Genomic DNA, 19384 nt, shown 5'->3' on the forward strand with positions numbered 1-19384 from the left:
TGTGCGTAGGTGCGGTGCCGTTCGGTGCGGTGCGGTGCGGTGCCGTGTGGACGCCACCGGGCCGCACCCGGTGCGGCCCGGTGGGGGGATCTCGCGAGCGGGGCCCGGGGCTCCGCCGCTAACCCTTCGCGTACTCGTTCGCCATCGTCCCGGCGAAGTCGTACACCACGACCTGTTCGTCACCGACCACCCAGGCGTCGTGGCCGGGCGAGCAGACGAAGACGTCGCCCGGACCGACCTCGGACTCGCCGCCGTCGTCCATGCGGAGGTGCATGCGTCCCTGCACCACGTATCCGTTGTGGTGGACCATGCAGCTCTCGGTGCCCGCGATCGGTGCCACGCACTCCGACCAGCGCCATCCCGGTTCGAACGTGCCCACCGCGAAGTCGAGCCCGGTCAGGTGGAGTGCTTCGAGGTGGCCGCGGGGGAAGTCGCGCCGTTCGTCCGGCTTCTCGACCGTCTTCACTTCCAGCATGACGGTGTCCTCCCTTCCGGCCGCTGACCGCGGCCAGGGCCGGCCTCCGTCCCCGGTGGCCTCGGACGGCACCGGTGCTGCGGCGGCGGCCGTACCCCACGCCACCATCGTCGGCCCCGCGACCCCGCCGCGCCAACCAGGCCGTACGCGACAACGATGTCAGGCGGGGACCGACGCCCGGCGCACGCTCCGCAGGGCGGCGAGGTAGACGAGGTCCAGCAGCAGGCAGCCGGCGTAGAGGTAGTGCAGGAGAGCGGTGTCGTGGCGGGGCGCCGGGCCGGGTTCGGTGAGCATCGCCAGGGAGGCGCAGGCCGTGCCCAGCAGCTTGGTCAGGGCGATGCCGGTGGACTGGCCGCGGGTGCTCCGGCGGGCGGCGAGCATCGCCAGGAACATGGCGGACATCGCCAGGTTGCCGCCGAACGCGGTGATCGCACCGCCGCCCTCGTCGAACTGCTCGGAGGCGAGGTCCATCCCGGGGTAGGCCAGGAGGAGCAGCGCGGCGAGGGCGGGCAGGTACAACGGGCGGGGCAGGTAGAGGAATTCGTCGCGGCCGTGGCGTACGACCGTGTAGCCGATGGCCAGGTCGAAGCAGAACCAGACGATGTTGACGACGTGCATGACCCCGGAAGGGGGCCGCACGAACGCGAACACGAACTCCCAGCTGATGTTGGTGGCGAAGGCGACGACCGGCATCCCGAAGGTGCGCTCCCGCAGCCCCGTGCGGATGAGCAGTACGTAGGCCACCGTCCAGAAGACGCCCGTGCCGAGCAGAGAAGCCGTGTGCACCGCCTGCATCCATACCCCCGTCAACCGGCCGTAAGGTGCGCGTCGTTGACTACTCTGGCACGGTGACAGCCGGCGACACACCGTCGATCGCGACGGACGACACCACGGACCCGCCCCTGCGCCCCCTGCCCGGGCGGGCCGTCGACCTGCTGGAGCGGGTCGACGCGCCGCCGCGCCTGGTGGCGCACCTGAGGGCGGTGCACGACGTCGCCGCCCGGCTCGTGGCATGGGTGCGAGAGCACTGCCCCCAACTGGAGTTCGACGCTGAGGCGGTGCTGTTCGGTGCGGCCACGCACGACATCGGCAAGGCCCTGCACCCGGCCGAGTTGTCCGGGCCCGGCGCCCGGCACGAGGCGGCCGGCCGGGAGTTGCTGCTGGCGCAGGGGGTGCCCGCCGAACTGGCCCGGTTCGCCGGCACGCACGCCTCCTGGACGGCTCCCGGTACCGGTGTGGAGGACCTGCTGGTCGGCCTGGCGGACAAGATCTGGAAGAACAGGCGCGTCCCCGAGCTGGAGGACCTGGTGGTGGCACGGCTGGCCGGGGCCGACGGCCGCCCGGGCTGGCAGTGGTTCATGGAGCTGGACGAGACCCTCACCGCCCTCGGGGAGGGCGCCGACCGTAGGCTGGCGTACCAGATGTCCCACCCTCTCACGCGAAGGTGATCGTGTTCACGCTCCCGCTGGGCGCCGACGGCGCCGCGTTGTGCCCGCTCCCGCCCTGGCAGGCCGAGGAGTTCCTGGCCCACATGGACCGGGGACGGGAGTTCGTCGGGCGGTTCAACGGACTGCCGGACGTGGTCACGGACCTGGCCTCCAGCCGGGCGTTCCTGGAGACCTACGCCGCGAAGGAGGCGGCCGACGCGGGTCTCATCCGGGGGATCCGCCTCGACGGCGTCCTGGTGGGTGCGGTGATCCTGCGCCGGCTGGACGTGCCCGGGGGCACGGCGGAGGCGGGCTGCTGGCTGGAGCCCGCCGCGGTGGGCCGGGGTCTGGTGACCCGGGCGGCCCGCCTGCTCATCGACTGGGCGGTCCGGGAGCGGGGCGTCCACCGCGTCGAGTGGTGGGTGTCGGCCGGCAACGCGCCCAGCATCGCGGTCGCCCGTCGGCTCGGCATGCGCAGGGAGGCCGTGCTGCGCGGGAGTCACCTGTACCGGGGCGAGCGGCACGACGAGGAGATCTGGGCCGTGCTGGCACCGGAGTGGCCGGCCCCGCCCGCAACCGGCACGGTCTGAACCCCGCTCCCCCGCCACTACCAGGTGCGCGCCGCCCGCAGCAGCAGGGCGCGGACGCGGGCGACGTCGGGGTTGTCGGAGGCGCCGGGCCGCTGGACCAGGAAGCCGGTGTTGATCGGCGGGTCCTCCGGTTCCTGCAGCGCGACGAGCGCGCCGGAGTCCAGCAGGTCCTGGCACAGGTAGCGGGGCAGCACGCCGAACCCGGCGCCCGCGGCCACCGCCGCGAGGACCCCGCGCAGGTCGGGGACGGTCACCGCGGCGGTACGGGACAGGCGCCGGCCGAAGACGTGCCGCCAGTAGCGGCGGGCGATCGGCAGGTCCTCGGCGTAGGTGACGAGCGGGACGCCCTGCAGGACGGCGGGGTCCAACGCGCCCTGCGCCGGGCGCTGTTCACCCTCGGTGAGCGGGGCGCTCGGCCGGTCCGAGAGCCGCTCGGCCCAGACGGGGGCGGCGACCAGCACGAACTCCTCGTCGCTGAGCGGTGCGGCCTGCAGGGTGCGGCCGCGCGGGCGGTGGGTGGCGATCACCAGGTCGTGCCGGCCGGCGCGCAGCTCGTCCAGCAGCGGATCGGTCAGCCCGGTCGCCACCCGAAGCCGTACGCCCTCGGCGACCAGGGGGGCGAGGGCCGGCAGGGCCATGGTGCACAGGAGTTCCGCCGGCCCGGCCAGGTGGACGGGCTCGGCCCGGGTGCCGGCGGCCGGGGCGGGGCCGGCGACCGCGGCCAGCTCGTCCAGGGGCGTGGCGATCCGGGCCGCCAGCTCGTCGGCCACGGGCGTCGGCGTCACCCCGCGCGGCAGCCGCTCGAACAGCTCCCGCCCGGTCTGCCGTTCCAGCGCGCGCATCTGTGTCGTCACCGTCGGCTGCGACAGGCCCAGCAGGCGGGCGGCGCCGGTGAACGATCCGGAGCGGTACACCGCGAGGAAGGTACGCAGCAGGTTCAGGTCCAGGGAAGCGGTCTCCACGCTCCGAGTATCACCGCCGCCACCTGAGGGAACGGCGGGGGCCGGCGGTGCGGAGTGCCACCGGGGCCGGCGGGAACCGGCGGGGCCGGCGGCGGCCCGGTGAACGGGGGCGGCCGAGACCGGCACCGACCGGCGGAGCCGGCGGCGCGGTGCGTTCACCGACCGGAGGAATGCCGCCTGCGCTGCTCCTCCCGCGACCGGATGACGGGCGCCCGCTTCGGCGAGGTGAAGGGCTACGACGGGGAACCCCGCCCGCGCCGGAGCTCGCCGATCCAAAGCTGCCGGCCCTGCCGCTGAGGCCGTGCGGAAGGGCGGTGGCCGAGAGGTTGCCCCGAGCGTCTGTTCTGCGAGGCCGGCCGATCTCCCGCATAGTGGTCGCGGTGGCCTCTTCCGGGGGCAGCCCGGCCGGCCCGGTCAGCGCCTCCGCGCGCTGACATCGTTGTCCGGCACTCGGCGGCCGACACGGGAAGGACCCGCACCTCGGAAGCGACGCGCCCAGCGGCGCGCAAAGGAGGCTGTATGTCGTTCCACGACACGGCAGTGCCCGTCTGCCCCTTCGACTTCGCCGACGCGCTGGATTTCGACCCCGCGCTGGCCGCGCTGGCGGGGCGCGGACCGGTCAGCAGGATCCGGTTGCCCTACGGTGAGGCCGAGGCGTGGCTGGTGACCAGCTTCGCCGGAGTGCGTCAGGTGACCTGCGACCCCAGGTTCAGCCGGGCGGCCATCGTGGGGCGCGACTATCCGAGGATGACGCCCGAGCCCATCGTGTCGCCGGAGTCGATCAATGTGACGGACCCCCCGCACGTCACCCGTTTGCGGCACGTGACGGCCCAGGCGTTCACCCGGGAGCGGGTGGCGGCCATGCGGCCGGCCGTGGACCGGGTGGTGGCCGGGCTGCTCACGGCGATGGCCGAGCAGGGGCCGCCCGCGGACCTGGTGACCCACCTGTCGGTCCCGCTGCCCCACCTGACGATCTGCGAACTGCTCGCCGTCCCCGAGGGCGACCGCGACGAGCTGCGCGCGTACACCATGCGGCTGCTGGCCACGTCGCCGGACGCCCGGCAGGACGCGGCCGACGCCAAGGCCAGCCTCCGCAAGTACTTCGCCGAACTCATCCCGGCCCGCCGCACCGCGCCCGGCGAGGACCTGCTCAGCGCGATGGCCACCGCCGAGGTGCCGCCGGGCGAGGAGCCGCTGAGCGACGACGAGTTGGCGGTCCTGGCGGTGACGCTGATCCTCAGCGGCAACGACACCGCCACCTGCCAGATCAGCAACATCGCCTATCTGCTGCTGACCCGGCCCGAGGAACGCGCCGCGCTCGCGCGCGACCCGGAGCGGTTCCCCGGCGCGCTGGAGGAGCTGCTGCGGTTCATCCCCTTCCGCAAGGGCGTGGGGATTCCGCGGATCGCGCTGGAGGACGCGGAGATCGAGGGGACCGCCATCAAGGCCGGCGACTACGTGCACGTGTCCTACCTGGCGGCCAACCGCGACCCGGCCGTCTTCCCCGACCCGCACACGCTCGACCTCGAACGGCCCGTGCGCCCGCACATGACGTTCGGCTGGGGCGGGCACCACTGCCTCGCCGCCCCGCTCGCCCGGGCGGAGCTGGACAGCGCGGTCACCGGCTTGCTGGCCCGCTTCCCCGACCTGCGTCTCGACGTCGATCCCGACGACATCGAGTGGGACACCGGCACCATCCGCCGTTTCCCGCTGCGTCTGCCGGTCACCTGGTAGGGCCGGGGCGGACGTCGGCCGTACCACTCGACGCGCCGTGGTCGAAGAGCCGTCGTCGAAGGGCGCTTGGAGGCACGCCTCCGGGCGCTCGGTGACCGGTACGGACGGCCGGCCGGCTCCTCGGAGGGTGTTCCGCCGACCCGCCTGCCCGCCGACCGTGTTCCGGCGGGCGACGAACGCCTCGGTGGCCGAGTCCGGGCGTTCCCCACGCGGTCCGGCCCCGTGCCCCCCGTGCCGTTCGGCCACCTCGCCCGTGCCGCGCTCCCCGCTCATGCCCCGCTCCCCCGCCTGTGCGCTCCCGCCCCTGCCACACCCACCGGATGCCGGCGCCGGCCGCCCTGTGGCACCCGGGGCGGGTGACGCTCCCACCGCTGTCCACCAGCGCGTACGGGATCCTCGGCTCGGCCGCCGACGCGGAGGACGTGCTGCGGGAGAGGCTGCTGGACATCCTCCGCCGGACGTCGTCTTCCTCGGCGACGGCGGCGGCGTCGCCCAGGCCGCTCCGGCGCCCGTGGTCGGAGCCGAGCGGGTGGCCGCGCCGGCCGCCGTGCCGAGCGGGTTGCGGTGCCGCGGCCTCGCTGCGGCCGGCCCGGGTCAACGGCTGCCCGGCGCTGCTGCTCCGGCTCGACGGCAGGACCGACACGGTCATCGCGGTGCACCTCGCCGACGGCCTCGTCACCGGCCTGTACGCCGTCCGCAACCCCGAGAAGGCTGTCCGGCATGGAACGGGAGACCGTCCCGCGCCGCCGAGAGCGGGCAGGCCTTACGGAGTCGTGACGTGCGGGCGCGGCCTCGCGTCCCGCCGCCGCGTCGGGCCTAGCGTGGGCGTATGCGGGTTCTGGTCACCGGCGGTGCCGGGTTCATCGGGTCTCATGTCGTCGAGGCGCTGCGGGCGCGCGGGCACGAGGCGGTGGTGTTCGACGTACGGGAGGATCCGGGCGCGGACGTACGCGATCCCGTGGCGGTGGCGCGGGCCCTGCCCGGTGTGGACGCCGTCTGCCACCAGGCCGCGATGGTGGGGCTCGGGACGGGGTTCGGGGACGCGGCCGAGTACGTCTCCCGCAACGACCTGGGCACCGCCGTGCTGCTCTCCGCCATGGCCGGGGCGGGGGTACGGCGCCTGGTGCTGGCCGGGTCGATGGTGGTCTACGGGGAGGGGCGGTACGTGTGCCCGCGCGACGGGGTCGTCCGGCCGGGGCCGCGGGCCGTCGCCGATCTGGACGCGGGGCGGTTCGAGCCGAGGTGCCCCGGGTGCGGGGCGGAACTGGCTCCCGGGCTGGTCGGCGAGGACGCGCCGGCCGACCCGCGCAACGTGTACGCCACGACCAAGCTCGCGCAGGAGCACCTGGCCGCCGCCTGGGCACGGGCGACGGGCGGGTCCGCGGTGTCGCTGCGCTACCACAACGTGTACGGGCCCCGGATGCCCCGCGACACCCCGTACGCCGGTGTCGCCTCCTTCTTCCGGTCCGCGCTCGCCCGGGGCGAGGCACCGCGGGTGTTCGAGGACGGGCGGCAGCGGCGGGACTTCGTCCATGTGCGGGACGTGGCCGCGGCCAACCTCGTGGCGCTGGAGGCGGGGTCCGCCCCGGGGCTGCTGACCCCGTACAACACCGGCAGCGGTGAGCCGCACACGGTCGGGGAGATGGCCCACGCCCTGGCCGACGCCCGCGGCGGGCCCGCGCCGGTGGTCACCGGGGAGTACCGGCTGGGGGACGTACGGCACATCACGGCCGACTCCGCACGACTGCGGGCCGAGCTGGGCTGGAAGCCGGAGGTCGGGTTCGCGGAGGGGATGCGGGAGTTCGCGTCCGCCGGGTGACCGGGAACGAGGCGAGCGCCGGACGGGCGGGCGCCGGGGGCGGGCCGGGGGCGCGTCGGCGACCGCGACGGCGCCCCGACTCCCGACTCCCGACTCCCGGCTCACGGCTCACGGCTCACGGCTCACGGCTCACGGCTCACGGCTCACGGCTCACGGCTGACCTTGTCGCGGTTGACCTTGTCGCGGCTGGACGTCCCGGGGGCGGTCCGGTCCGGCGGTTGTACGAGCGGCCGGGGCCCACTCGCCGGACCGTGGATCCGGTGGACGTGGTCATGGTGCGGGAGCCGCGGGCAGGGTGACCTCGAAGCGGCAGCCGCCGGGGATGTTGCGTACGGTGGCCCGGCCCCGGTGGGCCTCGACGATCCCGCGCACGATGGCGAGGCCCAGGCCCGCCCCGGCGGGCGGGGTGCGGGCGTGGGTGCCGCGCCAGCCGGTGTCGAAGACGCGGGGCAGGTCCTCCTCCGGGATGCCGCCGCAGCCGTCCGTCACGGACAGGACCACGCCGTCGGACGAGCGTTCGGCGGCGACGGCCACCGTGCCGTCGGCGGGCGTCCGGCGGATGGCGTTGACCAGCAGGTTGCCCAGGACACGGCTCATCTCCTTGGCGTCGACCTCCACCGGGACCGGCTCCACGCGGTCGCCGACCAGCCGTACGCCGTGGGCGCGGGCGAGCGGGTCGGCTCCCGCGAGGGCGTCGCCGACGAGGTCGTAGAGGGAGATCCGGGACGGTGCCAGGGGGAGGGTGCCGGCGTGGATGCGGGAGAGTTCGAAGAGGTCGCCGACCATGTCGTTGAGGCGCTCCACCTCGGTGCGCATCTGCTTCAGATAGCGTTCCGGGTCGGCGGCGACGCCGTCCTCCAGGGCCTCCGACATGGCGCGCAGACCGGCGAGCGGGGTGCGCAGGTCGTGGGAGATCCAGGCGACGAGCTCCCGGCGCGAGGTCTCCAACAGGCGTTCCCGTTCCCGGGACTCGGCGAGCCGCGCACTGGTGGCCGCCAGCTCGCGGCTCAGTTCGGCCAGTTCCGCGGTGGCCGGACCTACGGGGGCGGCGAAGTCACCGGCCTCACCGAACGAGCGTGCGGCCAGGGCGAGTTCGTGGCTGCGGGCGACGACCCAGCGGCCCAGCAGCAGCGCGGTGACCAGGGAGACCACGGCCGCCATCGCGACGACCGTCGTCACCACGGTCAGGTCGTGCGGGGACAGGAACATCGCCCAGGCGACCGCGAGGGTGCCGGCGAGGACGCCGCCCACGCCGACCGCGGCGACGACGGCGAGGGACACGGTGAGCGAGCGGCGCCGCAGCAGCCGTAGCGCGGCGGCCCCGGCGAGACCGGTGGCGGCGGCGCCGGCGAAGGCGTACAGGGCGATGAGGAGGGTGTCGCGCATGTCAGTCCTCCTCCGCCCGGCCGACCGGGTCGAAGCGGTAGCCGACGCCCCACACGGTCTGGATCAGGCGCGGCCGGGCCGGATCGTCCTCGACCTTGCCGCGCAGCCGGCGGATGTGGACCGTCACGGTGGAGAGGTCACCGAAGTCCCAGCCCCACACCTCGCGCATCAGGTCCTCCCGGCCGTACGCCCGGCCCGGGTGCCGCAGGAAGAAGGCGAGGAGGTCGAACTCGCGGAGGGTCAGAGCGAGTTCGACGCCGTTCTTGGTGGCGCGCCGGGCGGCGGGGTCGACGGCGAGGCCGGCCGCGGCCAGCGGGCCGGCGGGCGTACCCGGGCGGGCGCGGCGCAGCACCGACTGGACCCGCAGGACCAGTTCACGGGGGCTGAAGGGCTTGGTCACGTAGTCGTCGGCGCCCACCTCGAGGCCGAGGATGCGGTCGTCCTCGTCACCGCGGGCGGTGAGCATGACGACCGGCACGGAGGCCCGGGCGCGCAGCCGGCGGCAGACCTCCAGGCCGTCCATCCCGGGCAGCATCAGGTCGAGCACCACGAGGTCGGGCCAGTGGGCGGCGGCACGGGTCAGGGCGCTGGGGCCGTCGTCGGCCCGGTCCACGACGTAGCCGGCGCGGCCCAGGTATCCGGCGACGACCTCGGCAACGGTCGCGTCGTCGTCCACGACCAGGACCCGGGCGGACGCGGGGGCCGGGGCGGTGGGGCCGGGGGTGGGAGCGGAGGCCGGGGCGGCGGAGCCGGGGGTGGGTGCGGGGGCCATGGCGGTGGGAGCGGGGACGCGGGCCGCTGCGGCACCGGACGCGGGAACCGGTGCGGCGGAGCCGGTACCGGACTCGGAGGCAGAAGCAGCGACGCCCTGGCCGGACACGGAGGCCGATACGGTGCCGGACCCCAGGGCCGATGCCGCGGCACCCGGGCCAGGCGCGATGCCGGACGCAGGAGCCGGCGCGGCGGAGCCGGTACCGGACTCGGAGACAGACGCGGCGACACCCTGGCCGGACACGGAGGCCGATACGGTGCCGGACCCCAGGGCCGATACGGCGGCACCCGGAACAGGCGCGGTGGCGGGCTCGGGGGCCCCGGCGGCCGTGCCGGTGCCGGACTCGGGGGGCGGTGCGGTGGGGCCGGGGGCGGCCCCGTCCATGGCTCCGGGCAGGTGCGGCTGTTGCATGGTCCCAGCCTCGCACCGGCCCCTCGCGGCTGTCGCACCCATGACCCCGCCCCGCCCCCGACGTCCGCGTTTCGTAAGGAGAGCCAGTCCGTGATGTCCCTTTCGCGTTCGTAAGGTGAACGGCGTGACCACCTCTTCTCCCTCATCACCGGCGAGCGTGGACGTGGTGCTGCCCTGTCTGGACGAGGCGGCGGCCCTGCCCTGGGTGCTCGCCCGGATCCCGGCGGGCTGGCGCGCCCTCGTGGTCGACAACGGCTCCACCGACGGCTCGGAGGACATCGCCCGGGCGCTCGGCGCGACCGTCGTCCACGAACCACGGCGCGGTTTCGGTGCCGCCTGTCACGCCGGGCTGACCGCCGCCACCGCCGACGTCGTCTGCTTCTGCGACTGCGACGCCTCCCTCGACCCCGGCCACCTGGTGCCCTTCGTCCGGGACGTCCTCGACGGCCGGGCCGACCTGGTTCTGGGGCGGCGGCGGGCGCGGGGCCGGGGTTCCTGGCCCGCGCACGCCCGGGCCGGCAACTTCGCGCTCGCACGGCTGCTGCGCCGCCGTACCGGAGTGCGGCTGCACGACCTCGGCCCGCTGCGCGCCGCCCGCCGGGAGCCGCTGCTCGCACTCGGTCTCAGCGACCGGCGCAGCGGCTATCCGCTGCAGATGGTGGTGCGCGCGGCCGACGCCGGCTGGCGGATCGCCGAGCGCGACGTGCCGTACCTGCCGCGCTCCGGCGCCTCCAAGGTGACGGGCACCTGGCGGGGCACCTGGCAGGCGGTGCGGGACATGAGCCGGGTGCTGGCCGAGCCCCCGGCCGGCGGGAGGGCGGCCTCGTGACCACACTGCTCGTCATCGCCAAGGAACCGCGGCCGGGGCGGGTGAAGACGCGTCTCACCCCGCCGTTCAGCCCCGCGGACGCGGCGGCGCTCGCGGAGGCGGCACTGGCCGACACGCTGAGCGCCGTGGCGGCCGCTCCCGCCACCCGGCGCGTCCTGGTGCTGGACGGGGCTCCCGGCCCCTGGCTGCCGCCCGGTTTCGACGTCGTACCGCAGTGCGCGGGCGGTCTGGACCTGCGGCTCGCCGACGCGTTCGCGGGGTGCGAGGGTCCCGCCCTGCTCATCGGGATGGACACCCCGCAGGTGACGCCGGAGCTGCTCACCGTGGACTTCTCCGACCACGACGCGTGTTTCGGGCCGGCGGAGGACGGCGGCTTCTGGGCGCTGGGGCTCGCCGAACCCGATCCGGGTCTGCTGCGGGGCGTGCCCATGTCGACACCGCGGACGGGTGCCGTCCAGCGGGAGCGTTTGGTCGCGGCCGGGCTGCGGGTGCGTGACCTGCCCCGGCTGCGGGACGTGGACACCGCCGCCGACGCGGTCGCGGTCGCCGCCCTGGCCCCGCACGGCCGGTTCGCCGCGCGGCTGGCCCGCTGCGCCGCACGCTCCGGATCCGGGGCGGGGCGGTGAGCACACCGGCGGCCCTCGCCTGGGCGGGGGCCGATCCCTACGCCGCCGCGCTGCGGACCGGGCGCGGCCCGCTGTTCCTGCGCCGTACCGACGGCTGGCTGCTGCCGCTGGAGGTCGAGCGGTGGTGCGCGCGGGCGGATCCGGTGGACCGGGCGGTGCTGGACCGGTGCGAGGGCGCCGTCCTCGACGTCGGCTGCGGGCCGGGGCGGCTGGTGGCGGAACTCGCCGCCCGGGGCCGTACCGTCCTCGGCATCGACGTCAGCGAGGCCGCCGTCGAACACACCGTGCGCACCGGTGGCCAGGCGCTGCGGCGCTCGGTGTTCGATCCGCTGCCCGGCGAGGGACGCTGGGACACGGTGCTGCTCATGGACGGCAACATCGGCATCGGCGGCGATCCGGGCGCCCTGCTGGACCGGGTGGCCCGACTGCTGCGGCCCGGTGGCCTGCTGATCGCCGAGACGGCGGTCGTGGACGTCGACGAGCGGTCGGAGGTCCAGGTCGTCACCGGGTTCGGAGCCGGGAGCGGGACGGGTGAGGGCGGCATCGAGCCGACGGCCACTGGCGACGGCCTCAGGGTCGGGACGGTTGGCGGCGACGGCGAGCCGACGACGGCGGCCGGCTGCGCCCACACGGCCGGAACGGTCGGCAACTGCACCGAGCCGACGGCGGCAGCCGGCGGCCCCACCGTCGCGACGGCCGCCGTCGGCCCCCACCGCGGGGCGGGCAGGGGCGCCTTCGAGCGAGGGGCGGGTTACGACGGCCCCGACCGCGGGCCGATGGATGGCGGCGGCGCCTTCCCCTGGGCGCGGCTCGGTACCCCGGCCCTGCTGCGGTACGCGGGCGGGGCTGGCTGGCGGGCCGTCGGTCAGTGGGCCGCCGGCGGGCGGCGTTTCGTGGCCCTGCGCACCCTGAGCCCCAGCAGCAGCGCCGAGCCGCCGAAGAGGACCGCGCTGATCAGCAGCCAGCGGGCGAGGAAGCCGTCCGTCGAGAGGCCGGTGGCGGACCGGTAGCGCCGGTCGGTCATCCCGCTGATCAGCGGGAACCACACCAGCAGGAGCAGCCCGGACAGGGCGGCCGGGACGCGGACGTACAGCGTCCCCTCCCGGCGCCCGGCGGCGCCGAGCCCGCGGACGACCGCCCGGTCCGCGAGCGTGTACAGCGGCAGCAGCACCAGGTCGTGGAGCAGGGCCGCCCCCACCAGCCACAGGGCGACGGCCCGCCAGTCACCCGCGAGCAGCCGCACCCCGGCATAGCAGGCGAGCGCGAACGAGCAGGCCAGCAGCAGGATCTGGAAGGGATTGCCGAGCGGCGGGCGCGGACCCATCACAGGTCTCCGAAGGTCAGCCGGGCCACCCACTTGGTGTTGAGCACACCGGGCGCGGCGGGCACGATGATCCGCGCCGGGTAGCCGTGGTCGGGGGACAGGGTCTCGCCGTTGACGTACAGGGCGAGCAGGGAGCGCGGGTCGGCCACCTGGTTGGCGCGCAGGGCGGCGCGGCGGAAGGCGCCGTGCCGCTGGAACGACTCCACGAACACGTCCGGCGGGTCGCCGTCGTGGCCGACGAGCGCCGCGAGGTCGCGCAGCCGCACACCGCGCCACCACTGGTCCGCCGTGGACCAGCCCTCGACGCAGGCGATCGGCAACGACGAGCTGTGCAGCGGCATGCGGAGCAGGTCGGCGCGGCTGAGCCGCACGGTTCCGCCGTGCCCGGTGACGACGAGCCGCCAGGCGTCCTGGTGCGTGTCGCCCGGGGTGATCCCGGCGTACGCGGCCGTCTTGTTGATCTGGAACCCGTTCGGCCCGCCGCCGGGGTCGGCACCGCCGTGCGGCGCGAGGAGGGCCGTACGGCGGAACGGGCCGCCCAGGCTCTGCCCCACCGTGGTCAGGAACAGCAGCAGCGAGCCGCCGCCGACCAGCGCCAGGGCACCGCGCCGCGAGACGGTGGGCGCGTCGGGGCGCGGGGCGACCAGGTCGCCCTCCTCGCGCACGCGGTCACCCTCCCCGCGCACGTGGTCGCCCTTCTCGCGCACGCGGTCGCCCTTCTCGCGCACCCGGTCGCCCTCCTTGCGCACCCGGTCACCTTCCCCGCGCCCGCGCCGCCGCAGGTTCCGCAGCGCCGTCGGCGCCTTCAGCACGGCGTGCGCGACGAACGCGGCGAAGAACACCCAGGCGCCGTAGAAGTGCAGCGGGTAGAAGGAGCCCGGGAAGACGTAGTCCAGCTGGACGTTGAGCACACCGGTCGTGAACTCGAACAGCCCGCCGCCGACGAGCAGCAGCAGCGAGATCCGCTCCAGCGCGTGCGCGAGGGAGCGGGCCGGGGGCAGGGCGAACAGCCTCGGCACCACCGACCACAGTTTGGCCAGCAGCACCGGGACCAGGACGATGCCGAGGGTGACGTGGACGCCCTGGGTGAACCGGTACAGCCACACCGGGCCGGTCGGCCAGGCGAAGAGGTAGAAGCCCAGGAGTCCCTTGTCCGGGGTCTGGTCGTTCACCGGGGACAGGTCCGGGTTGTACGCCGCGTACGACACCAGGCCGGTCACGAACAGCACGGTGATGCCGGCGAGCAGCACCACACCGAGCACCGAGGTGAACCAGGGGCCGCGCAGCGGGCTGCGCCAGAAGCCGGGTGAGCTGGGAAGCCGTGGGTGGTCGTCTCGCATGTTCCGACGGTAGGCCGGGAGAGCGGCCGGACCGGGGCCACGACCCATGACGAAACGCTGACGTCCGCCCACCGGTCCCCCCGTTCCCCCGGCCGCCGCCCTAGCGTTCCGGTGTGACCCAGGCTCCCTTCCGCGACCGGTACGCCGGCCTGCGCGCCGACCTCGGTGCCGCTGTGGCCGCCGCCCTGCTCGTCCTCGTCGCCGTGCTCGTCGGCCGGCACATCCAGGACACCCGCCGCACCCTCTTCGTCCACTGGCCGCCGCTGTTCGCGGACTGGGACCCGCACCTGGGTCCGGGCACGCCGGCCGCCGTCCTGGTGGCGGCCGCCGTGGTGACCCACGGGCCCTCCGTCGCCGCCCGGCTGCGGTGGCGGCGGCTGCTCCTCGCGGCCTGGGCCGGGGCACTGGCCTGGACGTGGTCGCTGGCGCTGGTCGACGGCTGGCAGCGGGGGGTGGCCGGGCGGCTCACCACCCGCAACGAGTACCTCACGGTCATCGGGCGCTTCCACGACGTCCCGGCCGCCCTGCGCGACTTCACCCACCACATCGTGAGCGGCACCCCGGATCCCTGGCCGGCCCACATCGCCGGGCACCCCCCGGCGGCCACCCTCACCTTCGTCCTCCTGAACCGGATCGGGCTGCGCGGCGGCGGCTGGGCCGGTGCCTGGTGCGTCACCGTCGGCGCGACCGCCTGTGTGGCGGTGCTGGTGGCGGTGCGGGCCCTGGCCGGCGAGCACCTGGCCCGGCGGGCGGCGCCGTTCCTGGTGCTGGCCCCGGCCGCCGTGTGGGTGGGCGCCTCGGCCGACGGGTACTTCGCGGCGGTCGCCGCCTGGTCCGTGGCCCTGCTGTCCCTCGCGGTCACCGGACGGTCCTCGGCGTGGGCGGCGGGCAGCGGGCTGCTGTACGGCCTGACCTGCTACCTCTCCTACGGCCTCACGCTGTTCGCGCTGATCGGGGCGGCGGTGCTGGTGGCAGGGCGGCGCGGGCTCCGCGAACGACCGGCCCTCCTGCTCCTCCTCGTGGCCGGTGCGGCTGTCGTCCCGCTGGCCTTCACCCTCGCCGGCTTCGACTGGGCGGAGGGGTACCGGCTCCTGGTCACGCGCTACTACCAGGGCGTCGGCGGCACCCGCCCGTACGGCTACTGGGTCTGGGCCAACCCGGCCTGCACGGTCCTGACCACCGGCCTGGCCACGGCGGCGGGCCTACGGCGTGCCGCCACGGCACTCACCCACCGCCACGGCCCACCCCGGCCCGACCCCCACCCCACCCCACCGAGCCCCCCACCCACCCCGGCCGAAACCCGGCCGGCCCCGAACGGGAACCGGCCGACCCCCACCGAGAACCCCCTGGCCAAGACCCGGGCGACCCCGAACGAGAACCGGCCGGCCCCGACCGGGGCCCAATCCGCCCCGGCCGAAGTCCGGCTCGCCTTCCTCCTCGTGGCAGCCCTCGTCGCCGTACTCGCCGCGGATCTGTCCGGCATGAGCAAGGCCGAGACGGAGCGGATCTGGCTGCCGTTCGCGATGTGGCTGCTCGCGGCCGGCGCGCTGCTTCCGCGGCCGCGCGCCTGGCTGGCCGCGCAGGCGGTGCTCGCACTGCTGCTGAACCACCTGCTCTTCACCGGCTGGTGACCCACCCGGCCCGCACGGAGCCGTGTGGTCCCCGGACAGGACCGCACGACCCCGCACGGAGTCTTGAGAACCCGCCCGGAGTCGCATGGCCCCGGGCGGACCCGCACGCCCCGCGCGCCCCCACACGAACGACACTCCTGCGGTGAGGAGCGGCCGCTGCCCGTGAGGGCATGGGCAGCGGCCGCTCCGGGGGCGGGCGTGCGGGGGTCCGGCCCGGTCAGGGAGGGGTCGCGCCGTCCGCCCCGTGGCTCATCCCTCCCGGCCGGACGCCCGGGACCGGAAGCGCCGGTGCAGCACCGTGCCGCCGATCAGCGAGGCCAGGCTCGCGGCGGCCGCCGCCCACGCGTTGTCCGTTCCGGTGTGCGCGAGGGTGCCGGTCGGCCGCGGCACGACGACCGGGGTCGGCTTGGGCAGTGTGTGCGCCTTGGGAGGGTGGTGCGGCCGCGGCTCGGAGTGCGCCGGCGGGGTGACCCGGGTCGGCGGCTTCGGCGCGGGCGGTGTGGTCCGGCCGGGCTCCTCCGGGTGGTCGACCGACCCGTTCACGGACGTGTTGCCGAAGACGGGGTTGCCGATGCCCACCACGTTGACGGTGTTGCCGCTGACGTTGACCGGCAGATCGACCGGGAGCTGGATGCCGTTCCCGGAGACGAGGCCCGGGGAGTTCTGTGTGCTGGAGTGAGCCGTGGCACCGCCCGACTCGCTCGACCCGCCGGACGCGGTGGACCCGCCCGACGTGGTGGACCCGCCGGACGCCGTGGGCTTCTCCTTCCCGGTGGCGTGGTTGCCTGTGTTGGCGCAGCGGTTGCCCATCGCGGGGTTGAGCAGCCCGGCGACGTTCACGGTGTTCCCGCACACGTTCACCGGGAGGTGCACCGGCAACTGGATGCCGTTGCCGGAGATCAGCCCGGGCGAGCCGGCCGCGGAGCCTTCCGCGGCGGAGTCGGCGTACACCGGCCCCGCCACTGCCATCGCACCGGAGGCGGCGGCGACTGCGATCACACTGTTTCGGGTAACCCGTTTCATCGGTTCCCTGTCCTTCCACATACGGTCGCGGGCACTCACCCGCATCCGGTGAAACGCTGGCCAAACCGTGCAAGTTATGGCTTATCAACCTTTCGCCGGTACAAGAGGCGCATGAGCGGCCCCTCGCCCCTAGAACAAGCCGTTCCGCACCGGCACCCGCACACATGGCCGAGCATGCCGCAGCGGTGGAACCGGGGAACTGGTAGCTGTCGTACGGCAGCCACTGCCGTGATCCACCGACCGAGACGAGGAGCGATGGCAACCACCGTGCACGACGCCAGGGCCACGACCGCACCCGCCAGTCTGCAACTGCCCGGGATCCTGCTGGGAGTGGGACTCGGCGGATTCGTCGACGGGATCCTGCTGCACCAGCTCCTGCGCTGGCACCACATGCTCAGCAGTACCAATCACGACCGTATCGGCGTGCGGTACTACGACCCCCACACCGTCTCCGGGCTGCAGATGAACACCCTTTGGGACGGCGTCTTCCACACCGTGTGCTGGCTCGCCGTCCTCGGTGGGCTCGCCGTCCTGTACGCGCGGGTGACCACCGGCCGGCGCCGGGTGTGGGCCTCGCGGGTGCTCTGGGGCTGGGTCCTGGCCGGGTGGGGGCTGTTCAATCTCGTGGAGGGCGTGCTGGACCACCACCTCCTGGGCATCCACCATGTGCACAGCGGCCCGCACCAGATGTGGTGGGACGTCGCCTTCCTGGTCCTGGGCGCCGTGCTGCTGGCCGGGGGGTGGCTGCTGCAGCGCGGCGGGCGGGCCTTCGACCCCGCGGCCGTCGGCGCCGGCGCCGGACGAGACGGACGTGTCGCCTGATGGACCACCCCATGCCCCACGGCCACCACCAGGAGAGCGGCGGCACCCTGGGGGTGCTGCTGCCGGCCCTGGCGCTGCTGGTGTGCGCGGGCGGCTATCTGCTGCTGGCCCGCCGGGCGAGCCGCCGCAACCCGGCGCGGGGCTGGAACCCCTGGCGTACCGTCGGCTTCGGCGCCGGGATGGCCCTGCTGGCGGTGGCGCTGCTGCCGCCGCTCGCGCCCTTCGCCCACCGCGACTTCCGCGGCCACATGACCCAGCACCTGCTGATCGGCATGTACGCGCCCCTCGCGCTGGTGCTCGGCGCCCCGGCCACCCTCCTGCTGCGCGCCCTGCCCGCGCCGCGCGCCCGCCGTCTCACCGCGCTCCTGCACAGCGGACCGGCCCGCCTGCTCGCCCACCCCGCCGTGGCGCTGCTGCTGTCCACGGGGACGCTTCCGGTCGTGTACTTCACCCCGCTCTACGACACCGTGACGGCCCACCCGGCCGGACACTGGCTGCTGCACGCGCACTTCCTGCTGTCGGGGTGCCTGTTCGCGCACTCCGTCGCCGGCCCCGACCCGGCCCCGTCCCGGCCCGGGGTGCGGGCCCGGCTGGTCTGTCTGGGGTGCGCCATCGCGGTGCACGCGGTCGTCGCGCAGCTGATGTACGGCGGGTTCTGGGTGGACGTCCACGCCCCGGTCCCGGAGGTCCAGGGCGGCGCGGAGATCATGTACTACGGCGGTGACCTCGCCGAACTCCTGCTCGCGGCGGCGCTCGTCACGACCTGGCGTCCGGAGCGGCGCGGGACCGGGCGGCCCGCGGCGCGTGCTCCGCGCAAGCCGTCGCCGGCCTCGCCGTACGGCCGGGCCGCCCTCTCCAAGGCGACCGCCACCGCCACCACCCCCGAGTAGTGGAATATTGAACAACCACGTTGCGTTGTGGGCGTCGAAGGAGGTCACGAGTGGAGACGCGAGTGAAGCCCACGTACTACGACCACGGGGCCCCGGCGGAGCGCTGGGAGCGCGCGCAGCGGTACTTCGACGCGAAGGAGTACGCGGACGCGGCCCGGGTCCTGGCCGCGCTGGTCGAGGAGGTGCCGGAGCAGACGGGGCCTCGGCTGCTGCTCGCCCGCGCCTACTACCACTCGGCCCAGCTGCGCCGCGCCGAAGCCGAGCTGCGGATCATCGTGAAGCGGGACCCGGTGGAGCACTACGCCCGGCTGATGCTGGGCCGCACGCTCGAACGGCAGGCCCGGCACGAGGAGGCGGAGCGGCACCTGCGGATCGCCGCGGCGTTCGCGGGTGACTTCCCGGAGGTCCCGCGGGAGTGAGCGCGCGTCATCCGGCCGAGGGCCCGGCCCCCCGAGGGGCCGGGCCCTCGGCCGGTTCACAACGGGGTCGCCGTGTGGAGGATCAGGAACAGGGTGACGGCCGAGTTCGCCGACGACATCGCGGAGACCAGCGCGCCCGCGGCGGCGCCCCAGGCGGCCAGGCCCACCGAGGTGAACGCCGACGGCCAGGTGCGGGCCGCGGGGGCGGGGGCCAGCAGTGCGGCCACCCGGCGCGGCACGGGACCGGTCGCCGCGAGCGCGGCCAGGGTCGGTGCCGGGGTGCCCGGGGACAGCAGGGCCGCCTTGCCGATGGCGCGGGCGACCGTGCGCCGGTCGCCGACCGCGCGGGCCGCCTCCTCGTCCGCCCACCGCTCGGCCGTGTAGACGACGGCGGTGCGCAGCGGTCTCAGGAACGGGTTGGCGCGGGCCGCCAGGTGCGCGGCGAGCAGGTGGCGGTGGTGACGGGCGGCCAGGTGGGCACGCTCGTGGGCGAACAGCGCGCGCCGCTCGGCGGGCGCGAGCCCGGCCAGCAGCGCCGTGGTGACGACGATCCGGCCCCGGCCGCCGGGGAGGGCGTACGCGTACGGCGTGCGGTCGGGCAGGACCGCGACCGTGCGCCCGGGCACGCCGGCCAGCGCGCGGCGGGCGCGGCGGGTGACCCGGCGGTGCCGCCACAGGGTGCGGGCGCAGGCGGCGGCGACTAGGACTTGTCCGGCCGATCATGTGACTACTCCGCACCCGTGTCGTTGATGTGGACATGGGGCGGGGCGATCTGACGGATGCCGAGTGGGAACGGCTGCGGCCGTTCTTGCCGGTCAGCAACAGGCGTTGTGGCCGGTGGCGGGATCACCGGCAGGTGATCGACGGGATTCTGCACCGGGTGCGGACCGGCGTTCAGTGGCGT

At 75.3% G+C, this 19384-nt stretch carries 19 protein-coding genes and 1 pseudogene; 12 read left to right on the top strand and 8 right to left on the bottom strand.

Annotated features, from left to right (window positions below):
* Nucleotides 1-118 precede the first annotated feature (118 nt).
* The gene (locus ACZ7N4_RS08180; protein WP_471355072.1) at nt 119-475 is read right to left on the bottom strand and encodes a cupin domain-containing protein; all 357 of its coding nucleotides are present in this window, start codon (nt 473-475) and stop codon (nt 119-121) included.
* Between the two features lie 159 nt (nt 476-634).
* On the bottom strand, nt 635-1261 hold the full coding sequence (locus tag ACZ7N4_RS08185; protein WP_471355074.1) for a transmembrane-type terpene cyclase: 627 nt from the start codon (nt 1259-1261) through the stop codon (nt 635-637).
* Between the two features lie 62 nt (nt 1262-1323).
* On the opposite strand from ACZ7N4_RS08185, the gene ACZ7N4_RS08190 reads away from it, so the two are divergent.
* Both ACZ7N4_RS08190 and ACZ7N4_RS08195 read left to right on the top strand, forming a co-directional pair.
* On the top strand, nt 1324-1923 hold the full coding sequence (locus ACZ7N4_RS08190; RefSeq protein ID WP_471355075.1) for an HD domain-containing protein: 600 nt from the start codon (nt 1324-1326) through the stop codon (nt 1921-1923).
* Between the two features lie 2 nt (nt 1924-1925).
* Entirely contained in the window at nt 1926-2492 is a 567-nt protein-coding gene (locus tag ACZ7N4_RS08195) for a GNAT family N-acetyltransferase (protein ID WP_471355077.1), read from the top strand.
* A gap of 17 nt (nt 2493-2509) precedes the next feature.
* Here ACZ7N4_RS08195 and ACZ7N4_RS08200 read toward each other — a convergent pair whose 3' ends face one another.
* Nucleotides 2510-3454 (bottom strand): LysR family transcriptional regulator, encoded by a 945-nt coding sequence (locus ACZ7N4_RS08200; RefSeq protein WP_471355079.1) that lies wholly within the window; start codon nt 3452-3454, stop codon nt 2510-2512.
* Between the two features lie 519 nt (nt 3455-3973).
* Between ACZ7N4_RS08200 and ACZ7N4_RS08205 the strand changes: the two genes are divergently transcribed.
* Together ACZ7N4_RS08205 and ACZ7N4_RS08210 are read left to right on the top strand one after the other, a co-directional pair.
* A complete protein-coding gene (locus ACZ7N4_RS08205; RefSeq protein WP_471355081.1) occupies nt 3974-5188 on the top strand; it encodes a cytochrome P450 in 1215 nt (404 codons plus the stop codon).
* An 829-nt stretch (nt 5189-6017) separates the two neighbouring features.
* Nucleotides 6018-7007 (top strand): NAD-dependent epimerase/dehydratase family protein, encoded by a 990-nt coding sequence (locus ACZ7N4_RS08210; protein WP_471355084.1) that lies wholly within the window; start codon nt 6018-6020, stop codon nt 7005-7007.
* 270 nt (nt 7008-7277) lie between these two features.
* On the opposite strand, the gene ACZ7N4_RS08215 is transcribed toward ACZ7N4_RS08210, so the two are convergent.
* Nucleotides 7278-8393 carry a sensor histidine kinase gene (locus ACZ7N4_RS08215; protein WP_471355086.1) on the bottom strand — a complete coding sequence of 372 codons (1116 nt, stop codon included), beginning with the start codon at nt 8391-8393 and terminating at the stop codon, nt 7278-7280.
* A 1-nt stretch (nt 8394) separates the two neighbouring features.
* The gene (locus ACZ7N4_RS08220; RefSeq protein WP_471355153.1) at nt 8395-9165 is read right to left on the bottom strand and encodes a response regulator transcription factor; all 771 of its coding nucleotides are present in this window, start codon (nt 9163-9165) and stop codon (nt 8395-8397) included.
* Between the two features lie 526 nt (nt 9166-9691).
* Here ACZ7N4_RS08220 and ACZ7N4_RS08225 point away from each other — a divergent pair.
* Genes ACZ7N4_RS08225 through ACZ7N4_RS08235 form a run of 3 tightly spaced genes read left to right on the top strand, consistent with a single transcriptional unit; the run spans nt 9692 to nt 12041 of the window.
* Nucleotides 9692-10405, top strand: a complete 714-nt coding sequence (locus ACZ7N4_RS08225) for a glycosyltransferase family 2 protein (protein ID WP_471355088.1) — start codon at nt 9692-9694, stop codon at nt 10403-10405.
* Nucleotides 10402-11031: a TIGR04282 family arsenosugar biosynthesis glycosyltransferase gene (locus ACZ7N4_RS08230; RefSeq protein ID WP_471355090.1), complete on the top strand. Its 630-nt coding sequence runs from the start codon at nt 10402-10404 to the stop codon at nt 11029-11031. Before ACZ7N4_RS08225 ends, ACZ7N4_RS08230 begins: the two co-directional genes overlap by 4 nt.
* Nucleotides 11028-12041 (top strand): class I SAM-dependent methyltransferase, encoded by a 1014-nt coding sequence (locus ACZ7N4_RS08235; protein WP_471355092.1) that lies wholly within the window; start codon nt 11028-11030, stop codon nt 12039-12041. Before ACZ7N4_RS08230 ends, ACZ7N4_RS08235 begins: the two co-directional genes overlap by 4 nt.
* 313 nt (nt 12042-12354) lie before the next feature.
* On the opposite strand, the gene ACZ7N4_RS08240 is transcribed toward ACZ7N4_RS08235, so the two are convergent.
* Nucleotides 12355-13695, bottom strand: a complete 1341-nt coding sequence (locus ACZ7N4_RS08240; RefSeq protein WP_471355095.1) for a molybdopterin-dependent oxidoreductase — start codon at nt 13693-13695, stop codon at nt 12355-12357.
* Nucleotides 13696-13808: 113 nt separating this feature from the next.
* Between ACZ7N4_RS08240 and ACZ7N4_RS08245 the strand changes: the two genes are divergently transcribed.
* Complete coding sequence (locus ACZ7N4_RS08245) at nt 13809-15326, top strand: hypothetical protein (protein WP_471355097.1); 1518 nt, start codon at nt 13809-13811, stop codon at nt 15324-15326.
* 249 nt (nt 15327-15575) lie between these two features.
* On the opposite strand, the gene ACZ7N4_RS08250 is transcribed toward ACZ7N4_RS08245, so the two are convergent.
* On the bottom strand, nt 15576-16349 hold the full coding sequence (locus ACZ7N4_RS08250; RefSeq protein ID WP_471355099.1) for a chaplin: 774 nt from the start codon (nt 16347-16349) through the stop codon (nt 15576-15578).
* Between the two features lie 255 nt (nt 16350-16604).
* Between ACZ7N4_RS08250 and ACZ7N4_RS08255 the strand changes: the two genes are divergently transcribed.
* From ACZ7N4_RS08255 to ACZ7N4_RS08265, 3 genes are all read left to right on the top strand, one after another.
* Entirely contained in the window at nt 16605-17171 is a 567-nt protein-coding gene (locus tag ACZ7N4_RS08255) for a DUF2243 domain-containing protein (protein WP_471355101.1), read from the top strand.
* Complete coding sequence (locus ACZ7N4_RS08260; RefSeq protein ID WP_471355103.1) at nt 17171-18061, top strand: cytochrome c oxidase assembly protein; 891 nt, start codon at nt 17171-17173, stop codon at nt 18059-18061. Before ACZ7N4_RS08255 ends, ACZ7N4_RS08260 begins: the two co-directional genes overlap by 1 nt.
* A 62-nt stretch (nt 18062-18123) precedes the next feature.
* Entirely contained in the window at nt 18124-18480 is a 357-nt protein-coding gene (locus ACZ7N4_RS08265) for a tetratricopeptide repeat protein (protein ID WP_471355155.1), read from the top strand.
* 56 nt (nt 18481-18536) lie between these two features.
* On the opposite strand, the pseudogene ACZ7N4_RS08270 reads toward ACZ7N4_RS08265, so the two are convergent.
* Nucleotides 18537-19181 (bottom strand): annotated as a pseudogene (locus tag ACZ7N4_RS08270) (M48 family metalloprotease); the annotation flags it as partial.
* A gap of 56 nt (nt 19182-19237) precedes the next feature.
* On the opposite strand from ACZ7N4_RS08270, the gene ACZ7N4_RS08275 reads away from it, so the two are divergent.
* Nucleotides 19238-19384 (top strand): transposase (locus ACZ7N4_RS08275; protein ID WP_471355157.1); only part of this gene is annotated, 147 nt, incomplete at its 3' end.

Source organism: Streptomyces sp. NPDC107654, from assembly GCF_055639035.1.

Bases quoted from the DNA above. Each gene is read 5' to 3' on its own strand.
- ACZ7N4_RS08260 (WP_471355103.1), top strand. From the start codon at position 17,171: ATGGACCACCCCATGCCCCACGGCCACCACCAGGAGAGCGGCGGCACC.
- ACZ7N4_RS08240 (WP_471355095.1), bottom strand. From the start codon at position 13,695: ATGCGAGACGACCACCCACGGCTTCCCAGCTCACCCGGCTTCTGGCGC.
- ACZ7N4_RS08210 (WP_471355084.1), top strand. From the start codon at position 6,018: ATGCGGGTTCTGGTCACCGGCGGTGCCGGGTTCATCGGGTCTCATGTC.
- ACZ7N4_RS08255 (WP_471355101.1), top strand. From the start codon at position 16,605: ATGGCAACCACCGTGCACGACGCCAGGGCCACGACCGCACCCGCCAGT.
- ACZ7N4_RS08205 (WP_471355081.1), top strand. From the start codon at position 3,974: ATGTCGTTCCACGACACGGCAGTGCCCGTCTGCCCCTTCGACTTCGCC.
- ACZ7N4_RS08250 (WP_471355099.1), bottom strand. From the start codon at position 16,349: ATGAAACGGGTTACCCGAAACAGTGTGATCGCAGTCGCCGCCGCCTCC.
- ACZ7N4_RS08220 (WP_471355153.1), bottom strand. From the start codon at position 9,165: ATGGCCCCCGCACCCACCCCCGGCTCCGCCGCCCCGGCCTCCGCTCCC.
- ACZ7N4_RS08180 (WP_471355072.1), bottom strand. From the start codon at position 475: ATGCTGGAAGTGAAGACGGTCGAGAAGCCGGACGAACGGCGCGACTTC.
- ACZ7N4_RS08215 (WP_471355086.1), bottom strand. From the start codon at position 8,393: ATGCGCGACACCCTCCTCATCGCCCTGTACGCCTTCGCCGGCGCCGCC.